Source organism: Bacillus sp. S2(2019) (genome assembly GCF_005144805.1).
GTDB lineage: Bacteria > Bacillota > Bacilli > Bacillales > Bacillaceae > Bacillus > Bacillus altitudinis.
Map to the genome: position 1 here is coordinate 136,255 of NZ_SWFL01000004.1, position 22,336 is coordinate 158,590.

Genomic DNA, 22,336 nt, shown 5'->3' on the forward strand with positions numbered 1-22,336 from the left:
TGTAAAAAAGAAGCCAACGAAAGATTGGCTTCAAAATAGTTCTGCGATTCGTTCAAAGGAACGCTGCTTTTCCATTGGATCAAATGAATTGTTTAATATCATGATCTCGCCTGTTTGATAGCGGTCCATTAAGATTTGCAGCTGTTCTTTCACTGTTTGCTTTGAGCCAACAATCATTCGCTGGCGGTTTTGTAACACTTTTTTCTTTTCTTGCTCAGTGTAATGATAGTTCTCTGCTTCTTCTATAGAAGGAACGCGACTGTCCAGCCCTTTTTCAACCCGAAGCAGCCATAAATCTGTACTGGTGGAAATGCGGCTTGCTTCCTCGTCTGTGTCTGCGCAGATCACAAAGACAGCAAACATAGACTGAGGCTGACGTGAGAAAACGGATGGAGAAAAGTGTGACCGATACGCTTCAAAAGCTTGCCGGCCTCGTGCAGGATGAATAAAATGTCCGAAAATATAGTTGATTCCAAGTGATGCCGCCTGGATGGCACTGTTTTCCCCGAGTCCAAGCAGCCAGACTGGCGGATAAGAATCAACGAGCGGAGCCGCTTTCACTCCTGCATGCCGATGACCAGAAGGCAGGCTGTCAGATAAGTAAAAAAGAAGGTCCTCCAACTGGCGGTCAAATTGAGACAGTTCTTTCTTCACGCCGTCTGTCAAAGCGAGTCTCGTCCGTTCAATTCCGCCTGGGGATTTACCAACCCCGATCTCAATCCGCCCAGGGTAAAGGGCTTCAAGCTGGCGGGTGACTTCTGCTACTTTAAAAGGGCTGTACTGCGGGAGTAAAATCCCCCCAGAGCCTGTGCGCAATGTCGATGTGTGTGAAGCAATATGTGCCATTAATATTTCAGGCGCTGTACTCGCGAGTCCTCTCGTGCTGTGGTGTTCAGCAAACCAATACCGCTCATACCCCAGTGTTTCCGCAAGCTTGGCCAGCTCTGTCGTATGAACCAATGTTTCTTGTGCGGACTGGCCTTTAGGGATGGCGACTTGATCTAATATATGAAGTGATGGCATCATCAACACCCTTTCATCAATACGTTGAATTCTATTCATAAGTATAAAGAAAGTCATGAACGGAAGGAAATGAAAGGGTTTATCACAGCTATGTATGTGAATTTTCTATATCAACATATGAAGTGGAGGCGAGCTCTGTTTTTAAGCGAGAGGCTGTATAACGGGAACATTCGACAATGTTTCACATGAAACACTTCTTTTACGACATGAATCATTTTTGTCATGGATCTTTCTTTAAAAAAATATCATCATATTGAAACCTCTTTTATACATAGATCGTATATACTAGTAAATAGAAAAAAGAGTAAGAGGCTCCAATGTCATTTCATGAATTTTGTCGAATTTTCATGTATGATGATTTTAATAGGGTCCATCGCTTAATAAATAGATTTTTATTATGCTGGAGGAGTGATTGATTTGGCGATTACATTAGAAAAAGGTCAACGTATTGATTTAACAAAAGGAAAAGCAGGACTAACCAATATTCTAGTTGGACTTGGCTGGGACCCTGTGTCACAAGGCGGCGGTTTTCTTGGAAAGCTGTTTGGCGGCGGAGGCGGCGCTGATATTGATTGTGACGCTTCAGTGCTGATGCTGAAAAATGATAAGTTTGTTGAAAATAAAGATTTGATTTACTTTGGCAACTTGAAAAGCAAATGCGGCAGTGTTGAGCATACAGGTGACAACCTGACAGGTGAAGGAGACGGAGATGATGAACAAGTCCTCGTCAACTTAAGCAAGGTGCCAGGCAATGTGAATAAATTGGTGTTCGTTGTGAACATTTATGATGCACTTAGAAGAAACCAACACTTTGGTATGATTCAAAATGCTTACATCCGAATTGTTGACCGTTCAAACAATCAAGAATTAGTGAAATATAATTTGAAAGATGAATATGCAGGTAAAACATCATTAATCGTTGGAGAGCTTTATCGCCACGAGAATGAGTGGAAGTTTGCAGCTGTAGGAAATGGTACAAACGATGCGAAGCTTGCCGATATTACGAGAAACTACATTTAATTTAGAAGGGAGAGGTTCCTAGTGGGAATTTCTTTAGCGAAAGGTCAAAAAATTGATTTAACAAAAACGAATCCAGGTTTAACAAAAGTAGTCGTAGGTCTTGGCTGGGATGTAAACAAGTATGATGGCGGACATGACTTTGATCTAGACGCAAGCGTATTCCTGTTAGATGCAGCAGGGAAAGCAAACTCTCCATCTGACTTTGTCTTCTACAATCAAACAACTGGCGGTGGCGGAAGTATCGTACATACAGGCGATAACCGTACAGGTGAAGGAGACGGAGATGACGAGCAGGTCAATGTTGATCTTTCAACTGTACCAGCAAGTATTGAGAAAATCTCCTTCGTCATTACAATCCATGATGCAGAAGCACGCAGCCAAAACTTTGGACAGGTGTCTAACGCTTACGTCCGTATTTTAAATGCGGCATCAAATGAAGAGCTCATTCGCTATGATTTGGCAGAAGACTTTTCAATTGAAACAGCGATTATTGTAGGTGAATTATACCGTCATGGCGGAGAGTGGAAATTCTCAGCTGTTGGATCAGGCTATCAAGGCGGACTTGCCCGCATTGCAACAGACTTCGGCTTAGATATCGGGTAACGCCCGTTTTCATATTTTCAGGAGATAGGAGAGATACGAATATGGCGATTCAGCTTTCAAAAGGACAACGTGTCGATTTAACGAAAACCAATCCAGGGCTGACAAAAGTGATGATCGGACTTGGCTGGGATACGAATAAATATTCAGGCGGAGCCGAATTTGATTTGGACGCTTCGGCTTTCTTAGTAGATGCAAACAATCGTTGTCAACAAGACACAGACTTCGTGTTCTATAATAATCTGCAGCATCCAAGCGGTAGTGTTACTCATACCGGTGATAACCGTACGGGTGAAGGAGATGGAGATGACGAGCAAATTCTCGTTGATTTCTCGAAAATTCCTGCTAACATTGATCGTATCGGAATTACAGTGACGATTCATGATGCAGAGGCACGTAGCCAGAATTTTGGACAAGTCTCTAATGCATTTGTTCGTGTTGTAAATGAAGAGGGCGGGGAAGAATTGATTCGTTTTGATTTAGGGGAGGACTTCTCAATTGAAACAGCTGTCGTCGTATGCGAACTATACAGACACGGCAGCGATTGGAAGTTTAACGCAATCGGAAGCGGATTCTCTGGCGGACTTGCTGCTCTTTGTCAAAATTATGGGTTAGAAGTGTAAAGAGAAGAAACAACTTCATTCAAGAGGCGCTGCCAATGACTCATATGAGGGTATTTTCCAAAGTGAGAAAGAAACAGCGATCAAGAATAACAGCAGGCGAAAGCCTGCTGATGCTTCTACACTTATAGGAGGAAAACCAGTTGGACATTTTGAAACATATGTTGGACACGTATGCCTCGTTTTTTGATTGGCATATGTGGGCAGAGGTATTAACAGACCCTGTCTCTTGGGGGCTTATTGGGACCCTTGTCGTGCTTGAAGGTTTGTTGTCAGCGGATAACGCACTTGTATTAGCTGTTATGGTGAAACATTTACCTGAAAAGCAGCGTAAAAAGGCATTAACCTACGGATTAATTGGCGCTTATTTCTTCCGTTTTCTATTCATTGGCGTAGGGATGCTGCTTATTAAGTTTTGGTGGATTAAGGTTCTAGGCGCTGCATACTTAGCTTGGCTGGTCATTAAGCACTTCTGGTTAGGTGACGGAGATGACGAAGCGAAGGAATTGAAAAAAGAAGGCTGGATGATTCGTGTATTTGGCGTCTTCTGGGCAACTGTTATTTCTGTAGAAATTATGGACCTTGCCTTCTCGGTAGATAGTATTCTTGCTGCATTCGCTGTATCTGAGGAAGTATGGATTCTTCTTTTAGGTGGAATGCTTGGAATTCTCATGATGCGTACAGTGGCACAATTATTCCTTGTGCTCATCGACCGTATACCAGAGCTTGAGAATACGGCATTTATTCTCATTGGAATTATTGCCATCAAAATGGGCTTAAGTGCTGCTCATATTGAAATCCCGCATCTCGCATTCTTTGCGATTATTATCCTAGCGTTTATCGGAACGTTTATTGTTCATAAAATCAATAAGAAGAAGCATCAAGGTGTAACAAACGAAGCTGCGGCTTCAAAAGAAGAATAGGACGATCAAAAAGGAATGGAGTTGACTAGCGGCTCCATCCTTTTTTGAATCATCAAGTCATTACAACAGGAGGTGGCACTGCATGCGATATTTTCGTTTTTTATCAGAGACGAGGCAGCACGATATTTTTTTTAAGCGGCCGGCGGCAGTTCATTCATTGACGCCAAGGCATGTACTTGCGCATGCATTAGGTGCTACTTTGTATATGCCTGCGACAAGACAGGATGTAGCAGACATGCTGCTTTCGCAGAAATATGAAGCGCTTTGCTCTGTTGTGTTTTGCTTGGAGGACGCCATTGGTGATCAGGAAGTGGACATGGCTGAACAGAATATAGTGGCACAATTGACCTGCCTTTCTGAGACAATTCATCAATCTCCAGAAATGGCTGAGCATTTGCCGCTTTTATTTATTCGGGTTCGTTCGCCCAAACAGCTGCTCAAAATGGCAGATTTGCTCGGTTCCTCTCTTCATTTACTGACTGGTTTTGTGTTTCCAAAGTGCTCCGTTCACAATGCAAAGGAATATGTAGACAGTTTGAAACGAGCTTCAGCACAAACTCAGAAAACACTATACGGAATGCCCATTTTAGAAACACCAGATTTATTAGAAAAAGAAACGAGATATCAGGTGTTGTCTGAGTTAAAGCAGATCATGCTGAATGATGAGGAATATATTTTGAATATTCGCATTGGGGCAACGGATCTGTGTGGATTGTACGGCATTCGCCGTGATCGCGAGACCACCATTTATGAGATCAGAGTCATTGCTGAGTTGATCACAGATATCATCAATTATTTTGGTCGTTCATTTGTGATATCAGGAGCTGTATGGGAGCATTTTGGACCGGCACGAAAAGAACAAAATCCATTCATCCGTGCAATTTCTAAGAGTGGTGAGTCTTTATCATCTGAGCTCGATCATATGCAAGGTCTGCTCAAAGAGACAAGGCTGGATGTGGTAAACGGTATTCATGGCAAGACAGTCATCCATCCAACGCATCTCAAGCCAGTTCAAAGCATGTACGTTGTCACAAAGGAAGAGTACATGGATGCATTAAGTATTTTAGAGCATGCAGATGGTACAGTCGGCGTGATGAAGAGTACCTTTTCTAATAAAATGAACGAAACGAAGCCGCACTATCGCTGGGCGGAAAACATTTTAATGAAGTCAGACATTTACGGGGTGTTTCATGAAAATAGAAGCTATATCGACATACTCACAGAATCAGAAGCCGCATACGCTGAACATCTTGGAACATATGGAGGTGGAGCTTAACCTCAAAGAGGGTACGCTTCAGCTTGAAAAAGAACATCTTTTTGACATGGCGGCACGGGTGAACAAAAAGAGAGCCTTTTTATTTGTTAGCAAGGTGCTCGGGAAACATATGCCTGTTCACCCGTTGAAGCCACTCCTCGTCTCAGGTCTTTTGGCAATGGCTTATGCAAAAGAACAAACAGGCAAGACGCCCCCGCATCAAGACGATGTAGTAGAAGCACTAAAAACGAATGATCATGTTAAGTTAACTGAAGCCTATGCTGCGCTCAAAAAAGAGAAGCTTTCGGCGGTAAACGAGCCGATTGTGATCGGCTTTGCTGAAACGGCAACAGCGCTTGGTCATGGTGTGTATGACGTCATAGAAGGAGCATCTTACATTCATACGACACGTGAACAGCTGTTGGATCTTGATCCTTCACTCGTATTTGAAGAGGAACATTCTCATGCGACAGATCAGCTTTGCTACGCAGATGACGCCTTACTTCGGACGGATCGCCCGATTGTGCTAGTAGATGATGAGGTCACGACAGGCCGGACAAATATGAATATCATTCGGGATCTGCACGCAAAGCACCCTAGATCCTCTTATACGATTCTATCCATTTTAGATTGGAGAACAGAGGAGCACGAGGAAGCGATGCTTCAGCTTCAAGAGGAGCTAGGGGTAAATATCACATCATTATCTTTATTAAAAGGGCAGATGATGTTTCGGGGGACAACGCTGGATGAGCCTGCTTATTCGTATGAAATTGCTGCGCAAGAGAAAAGACCTGAACTCTCTTTTCATTCTCTTCAATCCTTCTTTAAGCAAGTGCCATATTCACTTTCCCATGCAGTCAATCCGGCGGGGCATTCGCCGTATATCCATGAAACAGGTCGTTTCGGTTTAAGCGCAGCGGACACGGACGCCATTGATCAAGCAGCTGCTGAGGCTGGGCTGAAGCTTCAGCGAGAACGAAAAGGAAAACAGACACTCTGCTTAGGGACAGGAGAATTGATGTATGTGCCGATGAGACTTGCAGCTCATATGGGCGAAGGTGTCCTTTTTCATTCGACGACAAGAAGTCCGATTCATCCGGTTGAAAAGGAAGGGTACGCCGTTCAAAACGGATTCGCATTTTTGAGTCCAGAGGATGCCCGCATTCAGCACTATGTGTACAATATCCCTAAAGATCAGTACGATGATGTCTTTTTGTTTTTTGAGAAAAAGGTGTCTCAAGAAGCTTTGATGCCGCTGATCCACTTATTTGCTGAGCGGCATGTGAAGCATGTGCATATTGTGACTTTATCAGATGAGGTGAAGGTGAATGGCTAACGTGTATACAAAGATGGGAAGCTATCCAGAGCAGGACGTAACCTTCTTACTCAAGGATTTATCGTCGATTGAGATGGAGAAAAGTACAGAAGAGCGGGAGCGCTCTATTCAAAGCGGTGCCCATTACTCAGAAATGCTGCCAATTGAATATAAGCCGACGGCATCTTATATGGACTTATTCTATCAATCTCTTGAAGAAAGTAAGCAAAAGGTAGCGGAAGCCGTAGCGGTTGTCGCAGAACAAATTGTGAAAAAGCGAGGTTTTCAAACCGTTCTGTGCAGCTTGGCACGGGCTGGGACACCAATCGGGGTGCTCATTAAACGGTATATCAGAAAGACGTATGGTCTCGATTTGCCGCATTATAGCATCTCTATTATTCGTGACCGTGGAATAGATGAAAATGCGCTACATTATATCCTCAAAGAACATCCAGGTTTTGAGATTGCCTTTATTGACGGCTGGACCGGAAAGGGTGCTATTTCCAAAGAGCTTCAAAAAGCGGTGCTTGATTTTGAACAGAAATATGGAATTCGTCTTTCGAGTGAGCTAGCTGTGCTTGCTGATCCTGGTTATTGTACGAGTGTTTACGGAACGAGAGAGGATTTCCTCATTCCAAGTGCCTGCTTGAATTCAACGGTCTCTGGCCTAGTTAGTCGAACGGTGCTAAACAACCGCTGGATCCATGCCGATGATTTCCATGGGGCCAAGTATTATGAAGAGCTCATTGATGAGGATGTCTCTAATCTGTACGTGAATACAATTGAAGAAGCATTTTCTGAACTTAATGCAAATGTACAAGAGAAAGCAGAGACCCTGCTCGCACAAGGAACGCCTCCTGACTGGCGGGGGATGACATCCATTGAAGCAATTGGTCAGGAGTTCAAAATAGACAATACACATTTGATTAAGCCGGGCGTCGGTGAGACGACCCGTGTGCTGCTCAGAAGAGTCCCTTGGAAAATACTCATTCAGCCTGGATCTCGGGAAAAGCTCAAGCACATTTTACTACTCGCAGAGGACAGAGGCGTGCCCGTCATTGAATATGCCAACATGTCCTACACATGCTGCGGGCTCATCCGCCCGTTGGAGCAATCGTCATGAAGAACATCGCATTTGCCAGTGATTTAGACCGGACACTGATATACTCACATCGAATGCTTGAGCAGTATGCATACAAGGGAGCATACGAATTAATTGAGGTGCTGGACGACCGGCCGCTTTCCTATATGTCTATTGAAACGAAAGCCTCCTTACAGGCAATTCATCAAGCAGGCTGGTTTATCCCAGTGACGACAAGAACGACAGCACAATTTGAACGAATCACTCTCTTTCAGCAAGAGATCAAACCAGAGTATGCCGTCACGACAAACGGCGGCTGTATCCTTCATCACGGTAAGCCGCTTGAGGAGTGGCAGGCGATTGTAGATGAGAGACTGCAAGAGTGTATGCCAGTGATAGATATGCTGCGGGCGATCTCTGAACTTCCGGTTGCCGCTTGGGTGAAACGTACTCGAACAGCTGAGGGAAGATTTCTTTATTTAATTATGAAAGACGAGTTTCTTTCTCATATTCCGCTCGCTGAATTAAGGCTGTGGAGTGAGGAGAGAGGCTGGCAAGTTTCCCTTCAGGGCCGAAAGCTGTATTTTATTCCAAAGCCGCTCAATAAGTGGGCTGCTGTTGCTTTTCTAAAAGAAAGGCTACACCTTGAATATGTATATGGTGCGGGCGACTCCTTGTTAGATGCTGATCTCATACGTCAAGCGGATAAAGGCTTCGCTCCGAGTCATGGGGAAGTCTTAGATGTTGATCTATCGCTTGAACCGACGACAGCCTCTGGCATGGCGGCGGCAGACGAAATCGCCGCTTCTGTCGCAAAGAAGATGAACACAGCAAAAAAGCCTTCGATTCGATAGCAGAAGTAGAAGGCTGAATGATATGATAGTAGTAGCTTTCGAGAAAATATAGGAGAAAGGAAGGAGCGGCGTGAGCTATAAAGAAATCAACGTAACCCAGACACGGGCGAAACAGGAAGCCTGGAAAAACCTGCTGAAAAAGCCGCTCCCTGAACGAGACGGCTACGTCAAGGACGAGCACACCTTATCCTTGCCGCGTCTCGCTGCCCGTGTCCTTGGAACTCCACATGATGCAACCGATTATTTTATTTATTTACATGAATTATACGAAACTGACGGCATGCATATTTTAAGTGAAACCCTCAACCGGCATATTGAGCCGGAGCACTTTCAAGCGCTCCAGCGGATTCATATGATCAATCAGGAAGAAAAGGGATTGTCCGTGAATCGATTTGTGGCTTTCTTAGACGGTGAACAGCTCATTGTCCGTCATCCAAACCCAGTGATAAACCGGCATATTCGCCTTTCGTTAATCCAGGTGTTTGAACATTTCAAGCAGTTGCATGAAGGGGGATTCCAGCATCCTGATTTCCGCCGTGTGTTGCTAGATGTGGTGAAGTTTTCAAATAATCATCTAGGACCATGGCTGAAGGAAGTCAATATGGAAGAAAAAATGCCAGCTGTCATTTGGTATGGAGAGGCGAATAAAAGTCAGCTTTATTTTCTTTACTATGTCATGCTGATTGGCTGTGATGTGGTGTTGTTTCATCCAGAAGGCAAGGATCAATTTCGTGAATTAGATCCAGAAGAAAAGCTGACTTTTATTGATCAGTATCCAGGGACGTCAAAGCTTGAACCGTTCCCTACTGAAAAGCCTGAGAGGAAATCAACGGTGGCGTATCGTTCGACAAGAGAGCTTGAAGAGGTACTTCACACAGAAGATTCCATGCTGTATAAGCCATGGCAATTCAGAGATCATACCCCTCATTCTATTACGCTAAAGACAACGTATGATGAGCTGTTTTTAATTGCAAAGGAACGGTCGTTTATCCGCCCGAATTTCAAAGCAGACCGTGACACCATACAGATTCCGAATCTTTTTGCGAAGATGATGGGGGTGACGAGAGACAAGCGAGAATATTGGGACCGTATCCATACGCTAATGGAGGGGAAAGAAACGAAAACGATCCGTCATTTCCCTTTCACACAAGAAGTGTCTTCGAATTATCAATTTCATTATCAGCATGCACTTTCTAAAGCAGGAGAGGTTGACCCTGATTTGTTAATGAAAAGCAATGTGTGGCAGTTCTCGCATTTATATGAGGGCACGCAGCGTGCGATCGCAGAGGCCATTTCTCGCATTTGTCAGCATCCGAAGCTGTTAAAAGAAGGCCATGAGACTGAATTAGATGTGCGTATTTATTTATTCAAGCAGCTTCTGCATATGAACCAAGATGTAATTGAACTCATTCAAACCTTTGATTATGCCCAGACTGTACCGAAAGTGATTTTATACCATACGGAATATAATGGTGAGCTGACTCGTTCTGATGCGGCTGCCCTGATTTTCCTAAATGAAATGGGTGTGGATCTCTTCGTGTATCATCCCGCCGGCTATCAGTGTATAGAGCGGTATATAGACGATCAATTATTTGATACACATTGGCTTGATGAAATGGTCATGAACCAAGAGTTTAAAGAGCCGTCTATTGTGAGAAAGTTATTTCAATCCATTAAAAACCGATAAGGAGATCAAAGCTTATGACAAATACAAACGGAAATGACATCATTTCAATTGATAAAGAGGAAATCACGATTGAAAAGGCAGACGATATTCGCGTTCAGCTGCGCAATGAACCAGAAGTCCAAAACATTGCGAGACAGATTGATGCCAAAAATCAGCTTGAACTGCTTGAATACGGAAAACAGCCGGCTGTCGAAATCTCTAAGTTTTCTGACCGTATTCTCTCTATGATGCGTTCAACAAGTGTCACAGACTCAGGAACGATGCTTACACAGCTTGGAAAAATTATGGATCGTTTTGATAAAAATGATTTTGACGAGCCTAAGGGTGGTTTGTTATCAAAAATCTTTAAACGCGGCGGCAGCATGATCGAAAAGATTTTCAGCAAATATCAAACGCTCGGTGCAGAAATTGAAAAAATCAATGTGGAAATCAGTAAATACAAAGATGAAATGACCAAATCGACGGTTACGCTTGAAGAAATGTATGAGCATAACATTCAATACTATATGGAGCTTGAAAAGTATGTCGTCGCAGGGCAAATGAAGATCGAAGAATTAAAACAATTGGTTCCTTCTTATGAAGAAAAAGCGGCGGGGGGAAACCAGCTGGCACAAATGGAGTTGGATACGCTTCGTAATGGGATTCAAGCGCTTGAAGAGCGTGTATATGATCTTGATATGGCACGGATGGTGGCACTTCAAACGGCACCGCAAATCCGTTTGCTACAGCGTGGTAATACGAAATTAATCGGGAAAATTAACTCTGCCTTCATCATTACGATTCCAATTTTCAAAAATGGAATTATTCAAGCGGTGACAGTGAAGAGACAAAAGCTTGTGGCTGATTCCATGAGTGAACTGGACAGAAGAACGAATGAAATGCTGAAACGAAATGCTGAAAATATCTCAAGTCAAAGTGTTGAGATTGCTAAATTATCAGGTCGTCCAAGCATCGACATTGAAACGATCGAATCATCCTTTAATACGATTGTACAAGGGATGAAAGAGACGAAGCAGATTGAAGAAGAAAACAAACGATTACGTGAGGACGGAACAAAACGTATGCTTGAGCTTCAAGATAATATTAAGAAAGCTGCCCTAGAGTCCTAAAAAAACAGGCTGTCTGTAACGAAAGTTGCAGGCAGTTTTTTTCATGAATTTGATTAAAATTTGAGGAAAAAGGTTTTTATGTGACCTTTTTCGGGTAAATCCTGTTCAGGGGCATGGTTCACCCATGAAAGAAAAAGTCCGCTATCACAAGGATTCGACTTATTTTTTAGCACAATAAGGAATTTCCAGTAAAATATTGTCTGATGAGAGAAAATACCCCGTAAAATATGTAGTTTATGAAGCATTCTATAGGATTTACGAGTAATACGGCGTATAAACTGTAATCACCAGACCTCTATATGGAATTCATACATATTGTACGGAAATAAGCGAATTCTAAAGATTGTTCGCATCATAACGCTTATGTTACGGTTATAAAGATGCTAATTTGGAGGGAAAAAATGAATTCTGAAGAGAGAAAGATCAAAATCAAGATAAATAATGTATCTAAAATTTTCGGTAAAAATGCTAAAAAAGCATCTCAAATGCTTGAAAAAGGGAAGACAAAAAGAGAAATCCTAAAAGAGACCGGCGCAACAGTTGGTGTCAATCGAGCAAATTTTGATGTGTATGACGGCGAGATATTTGTCATCATGGGGCTATCAGGGAGCGGAAAGTCCACACTTGTGCGGCTGCTAAATAGGTTAATCGAACCAACCTCCGGCGAAATTTATATTGATGGGGATATGATAACAAATATGTCAAAGGATCAATTGCGTGAAGTTAGACGGAAAAAGATCAGCATGGTCTTCCAAAACTTCGCATTGTTCCCGCATCGTACCATTCTGGAGAATACAGAATACGGGCTTGAATTGCAAGGTGTAGAGAAAGAACAGCGCCGCTCTAAAGCGCTTGAATCTTTAAAGCTTGTTGGACTTGAAGGTTTTGAAGAGCAGTACCCAAATCAATTAAGTGGCGGTATGCAGCAGCGTGTTGGATTGGCACGTGCACTAGCTAATGACCCTGATATTTTGTTAATGGATGAAGCATTCAGCGCACTAGATCCATTAATTCGTAAAGACATGCAGGATGAATTGCTTGAGCTTCATACGTCTGTAGGAAAAACAATTATTTTCATCACGCATGATTTAGATGAAGCGCTTCGTATTGGCGACCGCATTGTCCTCATGAAAGACGGGAATATCGTTCAAATCGGAACACCAGAAGAAATTCTGATGAACCCATCGAACGAGTATGTTGAACGTTTCGTTGAAGATGTAGACCTTTCTAAAGTATTAACCGCTGGTCATATTATGAAACGTGCAGAAACAGTTCAGATTGATAAAGGGGCACGTGTTGCGCTCACGCTCATGAAGAACCTTGGTATTTCGTCTATCTATGCAGTAGATAAGAAAAAGCATTTATTAGGTGTTATTTCTGCACAAGCAGCGAAAAAAGCGGCAGAAACGGGTGCGTCGCTAGAAACTGTTCTTGATAAAGAATTTACGACAGTATTGGAATCAACGTATTTAACAGAGATCTTTGACGCGGTGTCTGATGCGAACATTCCAATTGCCGTTGTAGATGAGAAAAACAGAATGAAGGGTATTGTGGTCAGAGGTGCATTGATTGGTGCATTATCAGGTAATGATGAATATATCAACATGTCTTCTAACAAGCTAGAGGAAATTAAAGCACAAGAGCCTTCTGCACAGGAGGTAGAATAAGATGTTTAGTATGAGTGATTTACCTAGAATTCCGTTCGCGGATTATATCGATCAATTTGTTGACTGGTTAACATTAACCTTTGGTGGTTTCTTTGATGGCATCACAAATGGATTAGCTGGAACAGTAAATGGTATTGTAGCTGCACTTGGCGTCATTCCATCCATTATTTTAACGCTTATCTTTGCCGGCATTGCTTGGTGGATCAGTACAAGAGGAGTTGCTCTTTTCACACTTATTGGATTCTTACTGATCGACTATTTAGGCTACTGGCAGCCAATGCTGCAAACACTTGCGCTCGTTCTGACAGCTGTGGTCATTTCTATCGTGATCGGGGTTCCGATCGGTATTTGGGCATCACAGAAGGAAACAGTGCGTAAAATTGTCACACCTATTTTAGACTTAATGCAGACAATGCCTGCATTCGTTTATCTTTTACCAGCAATCTTCTTCTTTAACATCGGAGTAGTACCTGGCGTTGTGGCATCGGTTATTTTCTCTATGCCGCCAACGATTCGTATGACCATTCTCGGGATTAAACAAGTACCATCTGATTTAATTGAAGCAACAGAAGCTTTTGGTTCAACGACATTCCAGCGTTTGTTCAAAGTTCAGCTTCCACTTGCTACAAAAACCATCTTAGCTGGGATTAACCAAAGTATCATGCTTGCTCTATCCATGGTCGTCATTGCGGCAATGGTTGGTGCACCAGGACTTGGTTCGGAAGTATATAGTGCAGTAACGCAGCTGAAAACAGGGATTGGTTTTGAAGCTGGTATTGCCATTGTTATTGTAGCGATCACACTGGATCGTATTACACAAAACATTAAAACGAAAAAAACCAGGGGGAATGCTTAATGTGGAAAAAGTCTCTCTACATTGGGATGACCGCCCTGCTCGTCTTTTTACTAGCGGCTTGTGGTGCACAATCAGATTCAAATGCAAGTGCAGCACAGCAGGTCAATAAAACGATTATCGGGATTGATCCGGGTTCAGGTATTATGGCCTTAACCGATCAAGCGAAAAAGGATTACGGTTTAGAGGATTGGACGGTTGTATCTGCCTCAAGTGCAGCGATGACAGCGACATTGAAGAAATCGTATGACCGTAAAAAACCGATTATCATCACTGGCTGGAATCCTCACTGGATGTTTTCCCGCTACGATTTGAAATATTTAGATGATCCGAAAAAATCATATGGTGACGAAGAAGAAATTCACACCATTTCTCGTAAAGGATTTGCGAAGGATCAGCCGGAAGCAGCCAAAATGCTCAGTCAGTTTAAATGGTCTCAAGATGATATGGGTGAAGTGATGCTTGATATTCAGGATGGCGTCAAACCAAAGGATGCTGCAGTTAAATATGTGAAAAAGCATAAAGATCAAGTAGCGAAATGGACAAAAGGCGTGAAAAAGTCAAACGGTGACAAAATCAATCTTGCCTACGTTGCGTGGGATAGTGAGATTGCAAGTACCAATGTGGCCGCAGAGGTATTGCGTGAACTTGGCTTTAAAGTGACCTTGACTCAGGTTGAAGCGGGCCCAATGTGGACAGCAATTGCAACCGGAAGTGCTGATGCATCATTATCTGCATGGCTTCCAAATACGCATAAAACGTATGCAGCGAAGTTTAAAGGAAAATATGATGATCTCGGTACAAGTATGAAGGGTCTTCGCATGGGTCTCGTTGTTCCGACTTATATGAAAAACGTCAACTCGATCGAAGATTTGAAAAAATAGCCAATTGTATAACAGTTCCCTTATAATAGAAGGGAGCATATGGAAAAAGCAGTCTGCTCAAAAAGCGACTGCTTTTTCTTATATATAAGGATGGTGGATGAGTTGTCGATGGTGGAAAAACCAATGATGATTTTCCTGCACGGTGGAGGCGTAAGCAGCTGGATGTGGCAGGAGCATATGGAAATATTCAAGGAAACGTATGAATGCTATACCCCTGATTTTATTGGTCACGGGACAAGAGCAAATGAAACGTCGTTTTCCATGCGAGAAAGTGCTTATGAAATCATTTCATGGATAAAGGAGCATGCACATGGCCGTACAGTCATTCTAATTGGCTTCTCTCTAGGTGCACAGGTAGCCGTTGATGTGTTATCGAGAGAGCCAGACATCGCAGACATCGCCATCATCAATAGCGCCCTTGTGTTGCCATTACCATGGCTCTATTTGATGGTAAGGCCCATTTTACCTCTTACATATCCGTTATTAAAGAAAGATTGGTTCATCCAGCTGCAAGCAGAAAAGATGGGACTTCCAAACGATGTACTGGATCATTATGCAGAGGATTCCAAACAATTGCAGAAGAAGACGCTGCTTACGATGTTTCAAGAAAATCTTCATTACAAGCTCCCTGACACGTTTCAACAAGCAAAGGCACGGATTCTTGTGACAGTGGGAGAAAAGGAAAAGGGCATTATGACTAGGTCAGCAGAAAAGATCACGAATGCACACCCGAATGCAGCCGGGTTCATCGTTCCTGACATTGGACATACGTTTACTTTTGAAAAGAAAGAACTTTTTGTCGACATGATCAAAAGCTTTATAGAAGCGCGTGCGTTACCAGCGGAATTAAAGGAAATAAGGAAGCTAGGCCATTTAGAAAGTGAAGATGAGCATAAAAGGGGCAGGCATGTATAAGACATTGTATGATATAGGTATAAAACGCTTACAGATGAATGGGTGTATGGATGGAAGCTCGTAAGTGAGCCATGAAGGAGGAAGCATGAGTAAAAACTATATCATATTTGGTGCGAGTCAAGGATTAGGGGATGCCTTTGTAAAAGGTCTTCCTTCAAGTGGAGATACAGTATGGATTGTGTCACGAAGTGAACCAAGCAGTTTGAACATAGACGATGGGGTGCGTAGAATCTGGCTGAAGATCGATTTATCAAGCCAAACCCATATCCCTTTTATGCTCGAAGCATTGAAGGATCAGACAATTGATGTACTCATTTATAACGTAGGTTTATGGGAGAAACGCGGCTTTGAAGATGATTATTCTTTCGATCATGATCAACCGGAGGATATCGCTCATTTAATCAATGTGAACGTTACCTCAACGATTACCTACATTCAAGCTCTGCTTCCGCACGTAAGGACATCTGAGAATGGAAAGATCATCGTCATTGGTTCTACTGCGGGACTTGACCATACGAATTTGCCTCAGGTTTCTTTTGTTGCTTCTAAATTTGGGCTTCGTGGTATTGTGAACGCACTAAGAGAGCACGTAAGGAAAGATAAAATATCCGTTACCTGTATCAATCCAGGAGAGCTGGCGGCAGAAGTTCCGTACGAAGATGGCGCTGAAAAAGCCATTGCTCTGTATGATGAAACGAGAATACCTGTACAAGATATTGTCGAGCTGGCGAGATGTGTTATTCATCTATCCAGGGTGTCCTGTGTCAAAGAAATCAATGTCCCGGCAATGACAGATGTGAATGCGTAAAATAAAGGAGACCACCCGCTTCAGAAAAGACGGGTGGTTTTTTTATTTTACGATGAATGCTGTTGAAGTGTTTCGTATACAGCTTCCGTCAAAATCTCAATACCGGTAAAAATGGCAGAGCGGTCAAATGTCATATAAGGGTGGTGTAGCCCTGGTTTTAAATCACAGCCTAAACCGAGCATCGTCGATTTAATATGCGGAACCTTTGCTGCATAAAAATGAAAGTCCTCTCCGCCTGTCGTCACGATCGGTGGATCGAGCTGTTCTTTGCCTAGCACTTGCTCTATGGCATGTGACATGATCTCCACAGCTTCTTCATTTAATGTCGCAGCTGGAAGACGATGATCAGTTGAAAGTGTGATAGAGGCGCCAAAAGCATCCGCTACAGAATGGCATGCTCTTTCAATTTCCTTTTCTAATTCATCCATCACTTCATTTGTCTGTGCCCGAACGTCGAGTGTAAAAGAGGCCTTGCCAGGTATGATGTTGGAGCTGCCGCCGCCTGCATTTAAATTGGTCATTTTCACAGAATGGGCGACTCGTGGATCGACATGGATATGTGCCAGTCTCTGCACAAGCGTAGATGCAACTTCAATGACGTTGACCCCAAGATGCGGGCGTGCACCGTGAGCTTCCTCCCCTAGAATGGTCCCGACGTAATGATTACTTGATCCGTGCAAAATGGCAGGAGCGCAGCGTCCGTTTAAGGTTTCTTGAATTGGGCGCACATGCACCCCGTATAAATAATCGACGTCAGCTAACACACCTTTTTCGATCATCTTTAAAGCGCCGCCGCCTCTTTCTTCGGCAGGCTGAAAAATGAATCGGATCGTGCCACTTGGAAGTTCTTTTTCTTTCAATGCCATGAATGTCCCAAGTGCCATCGTCATATGAGCATCGTGTCCGCATGAATGGTTGGCTTGAAATACGCCATCTACTTCCTGCCACAATGCGTCAATATCGGCTCTCACAGCGACTACTGGTGCGCCTTCCCCAATTTCACCGATCACCCCTGTACAGTCTTCAAATGTTCTCGTTTTACAGCCTAATTTCTTTAATAGAGCTTCAATATAAGCTGTCGTATTTGTCTCTTCCCAGCTGATTTCTGGATGGGCGTGCAGATGTTCAAAGATGTCTGTCACGGTTTGTTTCATCTCGTTTGTCAAAGTTGTCATGAGAAGCCTCCTTGCTGACAGATAATCTGCCAAAACATTCTTTTAGTGAAATAATATTGATCTTAAATATCATCAGTGTTTATAATATAACACATCATTTGATTATTCTGAAAATTAAGTGAAATTCCGATCGGGACAAAGGGGTTTTGACAGATGAAAACAACAACAGTATCAGCACCTGAGAAACAAAAAAGAAAACTTCAGATGCCGGATGCGTATGTACTCTTATTTATGATTGCTTTAATTTGTACGATCGCAACGTATTTTGTACCAGCCGGTGAATTTGATCGGAAAACGTCAGGAGAAATCACAACAGCGGTTCCTGGCAGTTATCACCGTATAGATCAATCACCAGTTAGTCCGGTTGGTTTTTTTACAGCGATTCAAGAAGGGATGGTTGGTTCATCCTCTATTATTTTTCTGATTCTTTTTACTGGCGGAACCATTGCAATTTTGGAAAAGACAGGTGCCATTAACGGGATGATTCACAATGTCATCAGCCGGTTCCAAACGAAACAGCTATTGTTTATTTGTATTGTTGGCGGATTGTTTTCTGTACTTGGGACGACCGGAATTGTGGTGAACTCAGTCATTGGCTTTATTCCTATTGGGATCATTGTGGCACGTTCTTTAAAGTGGGATGCAGTGGCGGGAGCGGCGGTTATTTACATCGGCTGTTATGCAGGTTTTAACGCAACTATTTTGTCTCCATCTCCTTTAGGTTTATCACAAACGATTGCAGAACTGCCGATTTTTTCTGGTATTGGGCTGCGTGTCATCATTTATCTTTGTTTTCTCCTATCTAGTATTGTGTACATCTATTTATATACAAAACGCTTGAAAAATAAAGAAAAGGGGAGCCTGCTTGGTGACGAGTGGTTTCCAGCTAAAGGGCTAGGAGGAGCTGATGCGGAATCTGTGGACAAGCCTGAATTCACCGGTAGACATAAGCTGATTTTAGCGGTGTGCGGTTTGTCGCTTGGGGGGTTCTTATATGGTGCGCTTCAGCTTGGCTGGACCGATAAGGAAATGGCTGGTGTGTTCATTTTCATGGCAATTGCTGCTGGACTGCTTGGGGGATTAGCTGCCAATGATATTGCAAAAACGTTTATTGTCGGCTGTCAAAGCCTTGTATACGGCGCACTCATTGTCGGCATGGCACGCTGCATTTCAGTCATTTTGGAAAACGGCAAGCTGCTTGATACTGTGGTGAATGGGCTTGCGAGTATGCTGACAGGGTTTAGTCCAATCGCTGGTGCGATCGGCATGTATATCGCCAGTGCGCTCCTTCACTTTTTGATTTCATCAGGATCAGGAGAAGCGGTTGTCTTTATACCGATTCTTGCGCCGCTTGCTGATTTAATGGGTATCACGAGACAAGTAGCGGTAGAAGCAGTGATGCTCGGTGAAGGGGTGGTCAACTGCGTGAATCCGACTTCAGGTGTGTTGATGGCTGTCTTGGCTGCAAGTGGGATTCCATACGTGAAATGGCTGCGTTTTATGGTGCCGCTTGCGCTCATTTGGTTCGTCATCGGCCTTGTCTTTATTTGTATCGGTGTCATGATCAATTGGGGACCTTATTAAATAAGAGAGAAGCCACCAAAGAGTGTTTGGTGGCTTTTTTCTTATGAGAACATGTATGGGGACAGCGGTTTAAAACCACAATATGAGTGTTCACAAAATGGCTACATTATTTTTTTGAGCAATCCCCTTGCAAAAGTTTGTGAAGTGTTGCACAATAAGAATGTGAAATACTTCACATAAAAAACAACCTAGTTTTACTCAGGAGGATGAGATAAATGACAAACGAAAAAGTAAACAAAGTAGCACTTATTGGAGCAGGTTTTGTCGGCAGCAGTTATGCCTTTACATTAATAAATCAAGCAATCACAGATGAATTGGTAGTCATCGATTTGAATCAAGATAAAGCAATGGGTGACGTCATGGATTTAAACCACGGGAAAGCATTCGCCCCGCATCCTGTGAATACTTGGTATGGAGATTATGAGGATTGTCAGGATGCTGACATTGTATGTATCTGCGCTGGCGCAAACCAAAAGCCAGGTGAAACGAGACTTGATCTTGTTGAGAAAAATTTAAATATATTTAAAGGCATTGTAGACAATGTGATGAAAAGCGGATTCGATGGTATTTTCTTAGTTGCTACGAACCCAGTTGATATTTTGACATATGCGACTTGGAAATTCAGCGGACTGCCAAAAGAACGAGTGATTGGTAGTGGAACAACGCTTGATACGGCAAGATTCAGATACATGCTTAGTGAGTACTTTGAAGCAGCGGCGCACAATGTGCATGCGTACATCATTGGAGAGCATGGGGATACAGAGCTTGCTGTTTGGAGCCATGCGAATATCGGAAGTGTACCGATCACAGAATTAATGAAGAGAAATGACCAATACAAACAAGAAGATTTAGACGACATCATGGAAAATGTCCGTCATGCCGCTTACCAAATCATTGAGAAAAAAGGAGCGACTTATTACGGCGTAGCGATGAGTTTAGCCCGTATTACTAGAGCCATTTTACACAATGAAAACAGCATTTTGACTGTCAGCACTTATTTAGATGGGGAATACGGAGCAGAAGATGTCTACATTGGTGTACCTGCCCTCGTGAACCGAAATGGTGCAACAGAAGTGATGGAGCTCGCACTGAACGACACAGAAAAAGAAAAATTCGCACATAGTGTGAATGTGTTAAAAGAGATTTTAGCTCCTCATTTTTAATCAATCAAAGGCAACCTATCTGAGCAGAAAAGGATGAATCACTATGTGGCAGCAAATATATGATCCGTTTGGTAATGAGTTCGTCAGTGCATTGGTGGCCATGCTTCCAATCTTGTTTTTCCTACTAGCATTAACTGTATTTAAGTTAAAAGGGGTATTAGCCGCTTGTTTTACCTTGATCGTCAGTTTTGTAACAGCTGTTTTCTTCTTTCATATGCCAATTGAAAAAGCATTATCTGCTGTGGTGCTCGGTGTATCTAATGGGCTGTGGCCGATTGGATATATCGTCATCATGGCCGTATGGCTCTATAAAATTGCTGTGAAGTCTGGAAAGTTTGATGTCATTCGTTCTAGTATTGCAGGAATTTCTCAAGATCAACGGTTACAGCTCTTATTAATTGGTTTTAGTTTTAACGCATTTTTAGAGGGAGCCGCTGGATTCGGTGTACCGATTGCGATTAGTGCCGCTCTTTTAACAGAGCTTGGGTTTAAACCACTAAAAGCCGCCATGCTCTGCTTGATTGCAAATGCTGCGTCTGGCGCTTTTGGTGCAGTAGGTATTCCAGTTATTACTGGAGCACAAATGGGGAATATGACGCCGCTTGAGCTGTCTCAAACCCTTGTGTACACCATTCCGTTTATTTCTTTCTGTATCCCATTTCTGCTGATTCTCATTGTAGACGGCTTTAAAGGGATTAAAGAAACGCTTCCGGCCTTGCTTGTTGTGAGTGGAAGCTACGCGATTCTGCAGGCTGTTACAATGGTCACGATGGGTCCTGAGCTTGCCAATATTATTTCAGCTTTAGCGAGTATGGGAATTTTGGCTTTATTTCTTCGAAAATGGCAGCCGAAACATATTTATCGTGAAGAAGGGGCACCAGCCATTGAGAAGAAACAAACGTATAGCGGTGTTGAGGTGCTGAAAGCATGGTCTCCGTTTTATATCTTAACGGCTGTCATTACTGTATGGAGCCTACCAGCTTTTAAAGCATTATTTGCTGAAGGAGGACCGTTTAACTGGACAACCATTTTAGTGAAAATGCCGTTTCTGCATCAGCAAATTGTGAAATTACCACCAATTGCCCAAACAGAAACACCGATTGATGCGATCTTTAAAATTGATGTTATTAGTGCAACAGGTACCGCCATTCTAATTGCGGTGATGCTGACAGGGTTGTTCAGCAGACATATTACATTAAAAGAAGGGGCTGCCTGCTTAAATGCAGCGGTCAAAGAGCTTTGGGTCCCTGTTCTTACGATTTGTTTTGTCATGGGCTTTGCCAACTTGGCGAACTTTGCAGGCCTAAGTTCTGCTATCGGACTAGCACTTGCTAAAACAGGCGATTTATTCCCGCTTGTCAGCCCAGTGCTTGGCTGGATCGGCGTGTTTATTACGGGATCTGTTGTGAGTAACAATGCCTTATTTGGTAACCTTCAAGCAGTCACCGCTTCTCAAATCGGCTCTCAGGCAGGTTTGTTAATCGGGGCAAATACGACCGGTGGTGTAATGGCGAAATTAATTTCTCCACAATCTATCGCTATTGCAACAGCAGCTGTTGGAGAAACAGGTAAAGAATCTGAGCTCTTCCAAAAAACAGTGAAGTACAGCTTCATTTTGCTCGGCATCGTATGTATATGGACATTCATTCTTGCTCAATTTATATAGGTTGATCGATTGATTGAAAAATGAAAGACTGAGAGATTTCTCAGTCTTCAGATTGTTAACAAAGGGCTAAAATGTACTTTTTTTAGCCCTTTGTCTTCTTTTCAGCGTGAAAGAAAACCTTTTCAGTCTAGGAA

General features: G+C 42.9%; 20 protein-coding genes. 18 read left to right on the plus strand and 2 right to left on the minus strand.

Features of this window, described 5'->3' with window-relative positions; genetic code table 11:
- Positions 1–30: 30 nt before the first annotated feature.
- Entirely contained in the window at positions 31–1,023 is a 993-nt protein-coding gene (locus FBF75_RS15500; protein WP_035703092.1) for an LLM class flavin-dependent oxidoreductase, read from the minus strand.
- A 417-nt stretch (positions 1,024–1,440) separates the two neighbouring features.
- On the opposite strand from FBF75_RS15500, the gene FBF75_RS15505 reads away from it, so the two are divergent.
- The 15 genes from FBF75_RS15505 (at position 1,441) to FBF75_RS15575 (ending at position 16,614) form a co-directional block, all read left to right on the plus strand.
- Positions 1,441–2,043 carry a TerD family protein gene (locus FBF75_RS15505; protein WP_017358594.1) on the plus strand — a complete coding sequence of 201 codons (603 nt, stop codon included), beginning with the start codon at positions 1,441–1,443 and terminating at the stop codon, positions 2,041–2,043.
- 21 nt (positions 2,044–2,064) lie between these two features.
- Entirely contained in the window at positions 2,065–2,646 is a 582-nt protein-coding gene (locus FBF75_RS15510) for a TerD family protein (RefSeq protein ID WP_008342133.1), read from the plus strand.
- A 41-nt stretch (positions 2,647–2,687) separates the two neighbouring features.
- Complete coding sequence (locus FBF75_RS15515; protein ID WP_007498343.1) at positions 2,688–3,266, plus strand: TerD family protein; 579 nt, start codon at positions 2,688–2,690, stop codon at positions 3,264–3,266.
- Positions 3,267–3,406: 140 nt separating this feature from the next.
- Complete coding sequence (locus FBF75_RS15520) at positions 3,407–4,186, plus strand: TerC family protein (protein ID WP_008342130.1); 780 nt, start codon at positions 3,407–3,409, stop codon at positions 4,184–4,186.
- Positions 4,187–4,268: 82 nt separating this feature from the next.
- Positions 4,269–5,462: an HpcH/HpaI aldolase/citrate lyase family protein gene (locus FBF75_RS15525; protein WP_017358591.1), complete on the plus strand. Its 1,194-nt coding sequence runs from the start codon at positions 4,269–4,271 to the stop codon at positions 5,460–5,462.
- Positions 5,446–6,777, plus strand: a complete 1,332-nt coding sequence (locus FBF75_RS15530; RefSeq protein WP_098680981.1) for a phosphoribosyltransferase family protein — start codon at positions 5,446–5,448, stop codon at positions 6,775–6,777. The genes FBF75_RS15525 and FBF75_RS15530 overlap by 17 nt, the downstream gene beginning before the upstream one ends.
- Entirely contained in the window at positions 6,770–7,879 is a 1,110-nt protein-coding gene (locus FBF75_RS15535) for a cysteine protease StiP family protein (RefSeq protein WP_024719003.1), read from the plus strand. The genes FBF75_RS15530 and FBF75_RS15535 overlap by 8 nt, the downstream gene beginning before the upstream one ends.
- Positions 7,876–8,691 (plus strand): HAD family hydrolase, encoded by an 816-nt coding sequence (locus tag FBF75_RS15540; RefSeq protein ID WP_079920302.1) that lies wholly within the window; start codon positions 7,876–7,878, stop codon positions 8,689–8,691. The genes FBF75_RS15535 and FBF75_RS15540 overlap by 4 nt, the downstream gene beginning before the upstream one ends.
- A gap of 70 nt (positions 8,692–8,761) precedes the next feature.
- Entirely contained in the window at positions 8,762–10,378 is a 1,617-nt protein-coding gene (locus tag FBF75_RS15545) for a YceG family protein (protein ID WP_076822617.1), read from the plus strand.
- Positions 10,379–10,392: 14 nt separating this feature from the next.
- A complete protein-coding gene (locus FBF75_RS15550; RefSeq protein WP_025206695.1) occupies positions 10,393–11,487 on the plus strand; it encodes a toxic anion resistance protein in 1,095 nt (364 codons plus the stop codon).
- A gap of 401 nt (positions 11,488–11,888) precedes the next feature.
- Positions 11,889–13,154 (plus strand): glycine/proline betaine ABC transporter ATP-binding protein OpuAA, encoded by a 1,266-nt coding sequence (gene opuAA, locus FBF75_RS15555; protein WP_017358586.1) that lies wholly within the window; start codon positions 11,889–11,891, stop codon positions 13,152–13,154.
- Positions 13,155–13,164: 10 nt separating this feature from the next.
- On the plus strand, positions 13,165–14,010 hold the full coding sequence (opuAB, locus tag FBF75_RS15560; protein ID WP_024718999.1) for a glycine/proline betaine ABC transporter permease subunit OpuAB: 846 nt from the start codon (positions 13,165–13,167) through the stop codon (positions 14,008–14,010).
- Positions 14,010–14,891: a glycine betaine ABC transporter substrate-binding protein gene (locus FBF75_RS15565; protein WP_008342122.1), complete on the plus strand. Its 882-nt coding sequence runs from the start codon at positions 14,010–14,012 to the stop codon at positions 14,889–14,891. Before opuAB ends, FBF75_RS15565 begins: the two co-directional genes overlap by 1 nt.
- Before the next feature lie 108 nt (positions 14,892–14,999).
- On the plus strand, positions 15,000–15,806 hold the full coding sequence (locus FBF75_RS15570; protein ID WP_240692392.1) for an alpha/beta fold hydrolase: 807 nt from the start codon (positions 15,000–15,002) through the stop codon (positions 15,804–15,806).
- 85 nt (positions 15,807–15,891) lie between these two features.
- Entirely contained in the window at positions 15,892–16,614 is a 723-nt protein-coding gene (locus FBF75_RS15575) for an SDR family NAD(P)-dependent oxidoreductase (protein WP_007498314.1), read from the plus strand.
- 47 nt (positions 16,615–16,661) lie between these two features.
- Here the strand turns inward: FBF75_RS15575 and FBF75_RS15580 are convergent, their stop codons facing one another.
- On the minus strand, positions 16,662–17,789 hold the full coding sequence (locus FBF75_RS15580) for a M20 peptidase aminoacylase family protein (protein WP_057078597.1): 1,128 nt from the start codon (positions 17,787–17,789) through the stop codon (positions 16,662–16,664).
- Between the two features lie 153 nt (positions 17,790–17,942).
- Here FBF75_RS15580 and FBF75_RS15585 point away from each other — a divergent pair, with 153 nt between their 5' ends.
- The 3 genes from FBF75_RS15585 (at position 17,943) to FBF75_RS15595 (ending at position 22,202) form a co-directional block, all read left to right on the plus strand.
- Positions 17,943–19,373, plus strand: a complete 1,431-nt coding sequence (locus tag FBF75_RS15585) for a YfcC family protein (RefSeq protein ID WP_017366562.1) — start codon at positions 17,943–17,945, stop codon at positions 19,371–19,373.
- Between the two features lie 215 nt (positions 19,374–19,588).
- Positions 19,589–20,536, plus strand: a complete 948-nt coding sequence (locus FBF75_RS15590) for an L-lactate dehydrogenase (protein ID WP_007498309.1) — start codon at positions 19,589–19,591, stop codon at positions 20,534–20,536.
- A 43-nt stretch (positions 20,537–20,579) separates the two neighbouring features.
- Positions 20,580–22,202 (plus strand): L-lactate permease, encoded by a 1,623-nt coding sequence (locus FBF75_RS15595; protein WP_050826906.1) that lies wholly within the window; start codon positions 20,580–20,582, stop codon positions 22,200–22,202.
- Positions 22,203–22,336: the final 134 nt, after the last annotated feature.

Bases quoted from the DNA above. Each gene is read 5' to 3' on its own strand.
- FBF75_RS15500 (WP_035703092.1), bottom strand. From the start codon at position 1,023: ATGCCATCACTTCATATATTAGATCAAGTCGCCATCCCTAAAGGCCAG.
- FBF75_RS15515 (WP_007498343.1), top strand. From the start codon at position 2,688: ATGGCGATTCAGCTTTCAAAAGGACAACGTGTCGATTTAACGAAAACC.
- FBF75_RS15525 (WP_017358591.1), top strand. From the start codon at position 4,269: ATGCGATATTTTCGTTTTTTATCAGAGACGAGGCAGCACGATATTTTT.
- FBF75_RS15530 (WP_098680981.1), top strand. From the start codon at position 5,446: ATGGAGGTGGAGCTTAACCTCAAAGAGGGTACGCTTCAGCTTGAAAAA.
- FBF75_RS15535 (WP_024719003.1), top strand. From the start codon at position 6,770: ATGGCTAACGTGTATACAAAGATGGGAAGCTATCCAGAGCAGGACGTA.
- FBF75_RS15540 (WP_079920302.1), top strand. From the start codon at position 7,876: ATGAAGAACATCGCATTTGCCAGTGATTTAGACCGGACACTGATATAC.
- FBF75_RS15550 (WP_025206695.1), top strand. From the start codon at position 10,393: ATGACAAATACAAACGGAAATGACATCATTTCAATTGATAAAGAGGAA.
- opuAA (WP_017358586.1), top strand. From the start codon at position 11,889: ATGAATTCTGAAGAGAGAAAGATCAAAATCAAGATAAATAATGTATCT.
- opuAB (WP_024718999.1), top strand. From the start codon at position 13,165: ATGAGTGATTTACCTAGAATTCCGTTCGCGGATTATATCGATCAATTT.
- FBF75_RS15565 (WP_008342122.1), top strand. From the start codon at position 14,010: ATGTGGAAAAAGTCTCTCTACATTGGGATGACCGCCCTGCTCGTCTTT.
- FBF75_RS15570 (WP_240692392.1), top strand. From the start codon at position 15,000: ATGGTGGAAAAACCAATGATGATTTTCCTGCACGGTGGAGGCGTAAGC.
- FBF75_RS15575 (WP_007498314.1), top strand. From the start codon at position 15,892: ATGAGTAAAAACTATATCATATTTGGTGCGAGTCAAGGATTAGGGGAT.
- FBF75_RS15580 (WP_057078597.1), bottom strand. From the start codon at position 17,789: ATGACAACTTTGACAAACGAGATGAAACAAACCGTGACAGACATCTTT.
- FBF75_RS15585 (WP_017366562.1), top strand. From the start codon at position 17,943: ATGAAAACAACAACAGTATCAGCACCTGAGAAACAAAAAAGAAAACTT.
- FBF75_RS15590 (WP_007498309.1), top strand. From the start codon at position 19,589: ATGACAAACGAAAAAGTAAACAAAGTAGCACTTATTGGAGCAGGTTTT.
- FBF75_RS15595 (WP_050826906.1), top strand. From the start codon at position 20,580: ATGTGGCAGCAAATATATGATCCGTTTGGTAATGAGTTCGTCAGTGCA.